This is a genomic window from Streptomyces sp. NPDC032472, assembly GCF_040636955.1.
Lineage (GTDB): Bacteria > Actinomycetota > Actinomycetes > Streptomycetales > Streptomycetaceae > Streptomyces.
The window spans coordinates 1-7,245 of the sequence record NZ_JBEZVK010000143.1; the positions used below are offsets into that span (position 1 = coordinate 1).

The following is a 7,245-nucleotide window of genomic DNA, read 5'->3' on the forward strand; positions in this document are numbered from 1 at the left end:
GGGCCGCGGGCCGCGCCCCGGGGTCTGGGGCGGAGCCCCTGGGGGCACCTCCCAGCGGTAGCTGGGGGAGGACCCGGCTCCGCCGGGCACCGGGCTCTGCCCGGACCCTCCCCCGGACTTCGTCCGGGGGGACCCCCACTCAAACGCCGGCGAGGCTGGAGTTGCCGACCGTGGGCCCCGCGGGCCGGATACCGATCACCACGGGCGTGGGCCTGGGCCGGGGCGGGCCCCGGGGGCGGGGCGGTGGTGTGGAAGGCCGCGGACTCGATCACCGTGGCGCGGTGGCGGGGCTGCCTGCCCCAATGGGCCACCGCACTCGCGGTCCGTGGCCGAACGAGGTCCGGTGGAAGGGTGAAGCAGGCGCTCCCCCCGCCCGCCCGCCGCTGGTGGACAGGGCTCCCCCCGGCCGCGGGAGCCGCGATCATGGCCCCCGGCATCATCTCCGTCGGCCTCCACCTCATCGGCAGCGAGATCCCCTCCCTCATCGCCTTCGCCCTCGCCGCCGCGCTCTGGCTGGTCCTCGCCTTCGCGTTCACGGCCCGGCTCATCGGCGACCGCGGCCGGTTCCGCGCCGAGGCCGACACCCCGGCCGCCCTGATGGCCGTGGCCGCGACCACCGTCCTCGGCTGCCGGCTCTCCCTCCTCGGGTGGAACACCGCCGCGGCCGTGCTGCTCGCGCTGGCGGCCGCAGTATGGCCCGGGCTGCTGTTCACGGTCGTACGGCACTGGGGGCGGCGGATGTCCGGGGCGGCGTTCCTGGTCTGCGTCGCCACCCAGGGGCTCGCCGTGGTGGCCGCCATCCTGGCCGTCGCCTGCCGGTGGGACTGGCTCGCCTGGGCGGCGCTGGCCGCGTTCTGCCTCGGGCTGCTGCTGTACGGGCCGGCCTTCGTCCGGTTCGACCTGCGCGAGGTGGTGCGGGGGGCCGGGGACCACTGGGTGGCGGGCGGGGCCCTGGCCATTTCGGCCCTGGCCGCGTCCAAGCTCACCGCGGTGCCCCTCTGGACCGGGTGGGCGCACGAGGTGCTGCGCTGGACCACGCTGGTGACGCTCGCGCTGTCGCTCGCCTGGTACGTGCTGCTCCTCGCCGCCGAGCTGCGGCGGTGGCGGCCGCACTACGACATCCGGCGCTGGGCGACCGTGTTCCCGCTGGGGATGACGGCCACGGCCTGCCTGTCCGCGGCCGGGCCGACCGGGGTCGAAGCGTTGCGCCCGGTGGGCGAGGTGCTGCTGTGGATCTCGGTCGGTGCCTGGCTGCTGACCGCCGCGGCCTTCGCCACGACCCGCATGGCCCCCACCGCACCCCGCGACCCGTCCCGCTGACCCCGGCGGGACCCGGTTCCCCCGGAGCGCGAGCCCGAAGTGGCCGGGCCTTGGCCCGAGGGCCGGGCGGGCCCGGGTGTTCTGGGGCGCTGCCCCGGGCACCCGCGCCTCAAACGCCGGCGGGGCCGAGGTGGCCGGGCCCTTGCTTCGATCCCGGGGGCTGAAATGGTGCGCCCCCGCTTCCACGGCGTCGACGTCGATCCGAAGGCAAGGCTCGCGGCATGCGAAGCCGGGGTTGGGCCATGTCAGCCTCGCCGGCGATTGAGGCGCGGGGCCGGGGGGAGCCCGGGTAACGGGGGAGCCGGGGGCCCAGGGTGCTGCTGACACGGAGCCCCTGCCTCAGGCGTCGACGGGTCGGCCCCGGGCTACGGTGCAGCGGGCCGTGTGGGGCCGGGAGTGGTGGCGACCCACAGGAGGACGGCGGCCGCCACCGCCAGGGCCCACCACGGCCGCCGGTGCACCGTGAGCAGACCTCCCACCAGCCCCCCGGCGAACAGCACGCCGACCGACACCACCCGGCGGACGGACGCCGGCCCCCACAGGTCGGCGAACAGGCCCGTCAGGGTCCGCGTCACCACGGTGGTGGTGAGGTCGGGGACGGCCAGCCGGTGCACGACGCCATTTTGCATGCCCATGCCGAGCGCCAGCAGCCCCACCACCGGCAGCCGCCACACCACGGCCGCGGACAGCACCAGCGCACCGGTCACCAGGGCGGCCTGCGCCAGGACCAGCGGTACGAACAGCCGCGCGGCGGGGCGGTCGCGGTGCACCCGCCCGGCCGCGACCGCCCCGGCCGCGAAGGCGGCGAGCGCCAGCAGGGAGGCCCAGGAGGACAGCCCGCGCCCGCCGACGAGCGCGAAGGCCAGGAAGACCACGTTGCCGGTCATGTTGGCGACGAAGACGTGCCCGAGGGACAGGTAGCTCACCGCGTCGACCAGCCCGCTGACGAAGGTCAGGGCCACCAGCAGCGGCGGGAACAGCCCGTGCGGCAAGCCGCCGCCGCCTTCCGGTGGCGGCGGGAACAGCAGCTCCGCCGGTCTCCGCAGGATCCCGCGCCGAGGTCGCCGCTTCACCCGCCCTCCGGTCCGGCGGCGTGCGTGAGGAGGGCGAGCTGCAGCCGGTTGGCGGCGCCCAGTTCGGCCAGCAGCAGGCCGACCCGGCCCGCCACGGTCTCCTCGGGCAGCCCGAGGTGCTCGCCGATCTCCCGGTTGGCCAGCCCCCGGGCGACCAGTGCCAGCAGCCCGGCCTCCCGCGGCGGCAGCTCGGCCAGCCGCTCCCCGGCCTGCCGCCGCGCGGCGGCCCCGGGGGCCGGCACGGCGCGCAGGACCTGCCCCAGCACCTCAGCCGGCATGACGGCGTCCCCGTCCCGCACGGCCCGCAGCGCGGCGAGCAGCTCCTCCCGGGGCGCGTCCTTGCGCAGGAAGCCGTCCGCGCCGAGGACGAGGGCCTGCTCGACCTCGGGGTCGAGGCCCAGGGCCGTCATGACGATGATGCCGACCGGCCCCGCGCCCCCCTCCGCCCCCTCCTCCCGCTCCGCCTCCGCCTCGGCGTGCAGCGTCGCTGTCGTGCGTACGCCGTCCAGCCGCGGCATGCGGGTGTCCAGCAGCAGGATGTCCGGCAGGTGGGCCCGTACGGCCTCCAGCGCCTCCTCCCCGTCGGCGGCCTCGGCCACCACGTGGAACTCCCCGCTCGATTCGACGCCCGTCCGCAGGCTCCAGCGGACCATGGGTTCGTCGTCCGCGACGACGACCCGCGCCACGTGGCCCCGTTCCATGCACGCACCCCGATTGTCAGTGCTCCTCAGTAGGGTCCCTCCATGACCTACACGTTCCAGGTGACCATCGACTGCACCGACCCGCACCCGCTCGCCGACTGGTGGGCGGAAGCACTCGGATGGGAAGTGGAGCCGACCGACGAGGCATTCATCCGCCGGATGCTCGAAGAGGGACGCGCCGCGCAGGACGACACCACCACGCACCGCGGCAGGCTGGTGTGGAAGGCGGGCGCCGCCATCCGCCACCCCGAGGGCCTTGAGCGGGCGCCCCGCGTCCTGTTCCAGCTCGTTCCGGAGGCCAAGACCGTCAAGAACCGGGTCCACCTCGACGTGCGCACCGGCTCCGACGCCCCGGAGGCCGTGGTCGAACGGCTGATCGCCAAGGGCGCCAAGCTCCTGCACGAGGGCAGCCAGGGCCCCTTCACCTGGACCACGCTCGTCGACCCCGAGGGCAACGAGCTCTGCGTGTCCCGTTGAGGAGTCGGCCGACTTCGGGAGCCCGGGACCGCCGGTCGGCCCCTCGTACCCCTTCCACCAGGCATAATTCGCTACCGGGCCCGCCCTCCCGCAGTCGAGAATGAGGCAACTCGCAACGGGAGGAAACCCCATGGGCCACAGCCAGGCCTACCTGAACCTGCACGACCTGCTGCCGCGGCAGGAACTGGCCGCCGCCATCGAGGCCGGACTCGTCAGCCGCAAGGCGCACCCCGAACTGCCGCTGTCCATCTACACGTACACGCGGACGGCCCAGTACGAGCAGACCTGGAACCAGGTGACGATACGGTGCCGGGGACTCGTCGCCGACGACGCCACCGGCGCCGTCGTCGCTCTGCCGCTGCCGAAGTTCTTCAACGTCGGTGAGCACGAGTCGGGTCGGCCCTACGCCCCGGCCCTGCCGGACGAGCCGTTCGAGGTGTACGAGAAGGTCGACGGCAGCCTCGCCGTGGTGTTCCACTACGCGGGCGCCTGGCGGGTCGCCTCCAAGGGGTCCTTCATCAGCGCGCAGGCGACCTGGGCACAGCGCCGCCTGGACGGCCGCGACACCTCGGGGCTGGTGCCGGGCGTGACGTACCTCGCCGAGATCCTCTACCCGCAGAACCGTATCGTCGTCGACTACGGCGACCGCCGGGACCTGGTGCTCCTGGCCGCGTTCGGCCCGGACGGCACCGAGGTGCCGCTCGCCGAGGCCGCGGCCCACTGGGAGGGGATCGGCTCCGTCGTCACCGTCTGGCCGGCCATGCCGCTCGACGAACTCGTCGCGCTGACCGAGTCGAACACCCTGCCCGGCGGTTCCGCCGCCACCGGCACCGACGCCGAGGGCTTCGTCCTGCGCTTCGCCTCCGGCGTGCGCGCGAAGGCCAAGCTGTCGGAGTACGTACGCCTGCACAAGGTGCTCACCGGTGTCACCGAACGGGACATCTGGCGCAGCCACGGCATCCAGCGCTTCGCCGACCTGCCCGCCGGGCACGTCGCACAGGCGCTGGGCTGCAGCATCGCCGACGTCGAGGCCTCGAGCGGCAAGCCGCTGGACGCGCTGCTGGAGCAGGTGCCGGACGAGTTCGACACGTGGGTGCGCGAGGTCATCGCCCGCTTGGAGGACGGGGCCGCGCAGCGCGAGCGGGCCATCGACGAGGCCTTCGCGGGGCTGGCGCACCTCGCCGCCGACCGGGGCGCGTTCGCGCGCGCGGCGAAGTCGCTGCCCGACAGCGGGATCCGCGCAGCGGTGTTCCTGCGTCTGGATGATCGGCCGACCGAGCTCGTCGTCTGGCGGCACATCCGGCCGCAGGCGTCCGACCCGTTCACGACCGATGAGGAGAACTGACCAGTGTCCGCAGTACCCGAAGGGCCCGCACGCCCCGTCGTCCACGTCATGACAGGGCTGCCCGCCTCGGGTAAGACCACCGCCGCGCGCGCCCTGCAGGCCGAGGCCGCAGGGCGGATGCGCCGTGTCAACCTGGACGACCTGCGCAGCATGCTCGACGTGCCGGACCCGGAGCGGGGCCGCTCGTACCGGCACGAGCAGACCGTGCTGGCCATCCAGGACGCCGCGGTCCGCGCGGCCGTCGAGGACGGCTTCGACGTGGTCGTCGACAACACGCACCTGACGTCCCGCATCCCCAAGCGGCTGAAGGCGGCCGTCGCCGGGCGCGCCACCTTCGTCGTCCACGACTTCACCGACGTGCCGGTGGAGGAGTGCCTGCGCCGTGACGCTTCGCGCGAGCGGCCGGTCGGCGAGGAGGTCATCCGGATCCTCGCGCAGAAGCACGCGAGCGCCAAGAAGGGCGGCTGGCGGCTCACTGCCGAATGGCTCAACGACCAGCCGGCCGTGGAGCCGTACAGGGCCGACCCGTCACTGCCCTCCGCGGTCATGTGCGACATCGACGGCACGCTCGCCCTGACCGGCGACCGCAGCCCGTACGACTTCTCCCGTTGCGGGATCGACGCCCTGAACGAGCCGGTGCGCTACGCCCTGGACGCCTTCCGGCGGGCCGACGGCGACCGGATCGTGCTGCTGTCGGGGCGCGGCGAGGAGCACCGGCCGCAGACGGAGGAGTGGCTGGAGCGGCACAAGGTGCCGTACGACGAGCTGTGGATGCGCCCGCTCGGCGACACCCGCCGCGACGACGTGGTCAAGGCCGAGCTGTTCGACGCGCACGTACGGCACCGGTACGCCGTGCGGGTGTCGCTGGACGACCGGGACCGGGTGGTCGCGGTCTGGCGCCGCATGGGCCTGCCGACCTGGCAGGTCAACTACGGCGACTTCTAGGCCGCCGGGCACGCGCACGCTGCGCAGGACGCGCACGCCGCGGCGCCGGCGGCCGATACTGGAGCCGTGAGCGTGCTGATCGTGGACGGGGCAAACGTCGTCGGCTCGGTGCCGGACGGCTGGTGGCGGGACCGGCGGGCCGCGGCCGAGCGGCTGCGCGACCTGCTGGCCCGGCGGGAGCGCGCCGAGGGGGAGGACGTCGTCCTCGTCGTCGAGGGAGCGGCCCGGGGCGTCGAGTCCGTGCCCGGCGTACGGGTGGACTCGGCGCCCGGGAGCGGCGACGACCGGATCGTGGAGCTGGCGGCCTCGTACGCGGGGCGCGGCTGCACCGTGGTCACGGCGGACCGGGAGCTGCGCGCCCGGGTCCGGGCGTACGGAGCGCAGTGCGTGGGGCCGCGTGCCGTACGCCCGGAGAACTGACCGGACGGCCCGGGGGACCGGACGGTCAGGAGCACCAGATCACGGTGTTCAGGTTCTTCACGTAGCGGGCCGACACCCAGGCCTTCTCCTGCTCCTTGTCGTCCCCCTTCTTCGCGGCGCGGGCGCGGGCGCGCTTGCCCGAGTCGCCCGAGTCACCCGAGTCCTCCGCGTCATCGGAGTCCTCCGAGTCGTCGGAGTCCTCTGAGGCACCGGAGTCCTCCGAGTCCTCCCAGTCGCCCGAGTCGTCGATGTTCTCGTCCGCCGCCTCGTCCTCGTCCGTGAGGTCGGTGCCCTCCTGGTCGTGGCGGCCGCCGTGCTCGTCGGAGTGCTCGGAGTCCTCCGAGTGCTTCTTCTTGACGTAGAGGCGGTACCAGATGTCGTTCCCGTCGACCTTCTCGCCGCGGATCTTGCAGAGGATCGCGACCTTTTGCTCGGACTTCAGGAGGCCGACGACGGGGGCGTTGGTGGACGGGCGGCTGCGGATCTTGAGCGAGCCGCGCGCGACGACCCTGCCCACCGTGTAGTCCTTGTCGCCGTACTTCCCGGGCCCGTCGCCCTTCGGCTCGACGAGGACGACCTCCGACGAGTTCTCCGTCCGGCCGTCGTCCGCGACAGCGGCGCCCGCTCCGACCATGCCGAGCACCAGGCTTCCGGCGGCGAGAGCGAGGGCGGTCCTGGCGGGCTTCTGCATGGGCAGGCTCCTCTGTGAAGGCGTCCACCCGGCCGCGCGCTGCACGGCGGACCGGGGGCGGCAACCAGGCGGTCGCCATGCACGACTATGGCGAGGACGGGTCGCACCGCCCCGGTGACTCACCGCGCTTTAGCCCGAAATGCCCAATCCGTCCCCGCTGTACGGCTGGCTGCCGGCCCGGGCCTGCGCAGGCCGTGCCCGCCCCCGAACGGGCCAGGCCAGCGCGACCGGGCCCCCGGGCGGACGGGCCGGGGCGGCCCCGGGCGCACCCGC

The 7,245-nt window shown here is 74.4% G+C and carries 8 protein-coding genes; 5 read left to right on the forward strand and 3 right to left on the reverse strand.

Annotated elements, in window-relative coordinates; all coding sequences use genetic code 11:
• Positions 1-351 precede the first annotated feature (351 nt).
• Entirely contained in the window at positions 352-1,320 is a 969-nt protein-coding gene (locus AB0F11_RS36905; RefSeq protein WP_362183904.1) for a tellurite resistance/C4-dicarboxylate transporter family protein, read from the forward strand.
• A gap of 365 nt (positions 1,321-1,685) precedes the next feature.
• Here the strand turns inward: AB0F11_RS36905 and AB0F11_RS36910 are convergent, their stop codons facing one another.
• Positions 1,686-2,312, reverse strand: coding sequence for a YoaK family protein (locus AB0F11_RS36910; protein WP_362183907.1), 627 nt, complete (start codon positions 2,310-2,312; stop codon positions 1,686-1,688).
• Between the two features lie 77 nt (positions 2,313-2,389).
• Positions 2,390-3,094 carry a response regulator transcription factor gene (locus AB0F11_RS36915; RefSeq protein ID WP_362183910.1) on the reverse strand — a complete coding sequence of 235 codons (705 nt, stop codon included), beginning with the start codon at positions 3,092-3,094 and terminating at the stop codon, positions 2,390-2,392.
• Between the two features lie 42 nt (positions 3,095-3,136).
• Here AB0F11_RS36915 and AB0F11_RS36920 point away from each other — a divergent pair, with 42 nt between their 5' ends.
• The 4 genes from AB0F11_RS36920 (at position 3,137) to AB0F11_RS36935 (ending at position 6,281) form a co-directional block, all read left to right on the forward strand.
• Entirely contained in the window at positions 3,137-3,571 is a 435-nt protein-coding gene (locus AB0F11_RS36920) for a VOC family protein (protein ID WP_362183913.1), read from the forward strand.
• A 130-nt stretch (positions 3,572-3,701) separates the two neighbouring features.
• A complete protein-coding gene (locus tag AB0F11_RS36925; RefSeq protein WP_362183916.1) occupies positions 3,702-4,916 on the forward strand; it encodes an RNA ligase in 1,215 nt (404 codons plus the stop codon).
• A gap of 3 nt (positions 4,917-4,919) precedes the next feature.
• Positions 4,920-5,861, forward strand: a complete 942-nt coding sequence (locus AB0F11_RS36930) for an AAA family ATPase (protein WP_362183919.1) — start codon at positions 4,920-4,922, stop codon at positions 5,859-5,861.
• A gap of 66 nt (positions 5,862-5,927) precedes the next feature.
• Positions 5,928-6,281, forward strand: coding sequence for an NTP pyrophosphohydrolase (locus AB0F11_RS36935; RefSeq protein WP_362183922.1), 354 nt, complete (start codon positions 5,928-5,930; stop codon positions 6,279-6,281).
• Between the two features lie 25 nt (positions 6,282-6,306).
• Here AB0F11_RS36935 and AB0F11_RS36940 read toward each other — a convergent pair whose 3' ends face one another.
• Positions 6,307-6,972 carry an SH3 domain-containing protein gene (locus tag AB0F11_RS36940; RefSeq protein WP_362183925.1) on the reverse strand — a complete coding sequence of 222 codons (666 nt, stop codon included), beginning with the start codon at positions 6,970-6,972 and terminating at the stop codon, positions 6,307-6,309.
• Positions 6,973-7,245 lie beyond the last annotated feature (273 nt).

Excerpts from the sequence above, each read along its gene's own strand:
- AB0F11_RS36915 (WP_362183910.1), bottom strand. The coding sequence starts at position 3,094 with ATGGAACGGGGCCACGTGGCGCGGGTCGTCGTCGCGGACGACGAACCC.
- AB0F11_RS36920 (WP_362183913.1), top strand. The coding sequence starts at position 3,137 with ATGACCTACACGTTCCAGGTGACCATCGACTGCACCGACCCGCACCCG.
- AB0F11_RS36925 (WP_362183916.1), top strand. The coding sequence starts at position 3,702 with ATGGGCCACAGCCAGGCCTACCTGAACCTGCACGACCTGCTGCCGCGG.
- AB0F11_RS36940 (WP_362183925.1), bottom strand. The coding sequence starts at position 6,972 with ATGCAGAAGCCCGCCAGGACCGCCCTCGCTCTCGCCGCCGGAAGCCTG.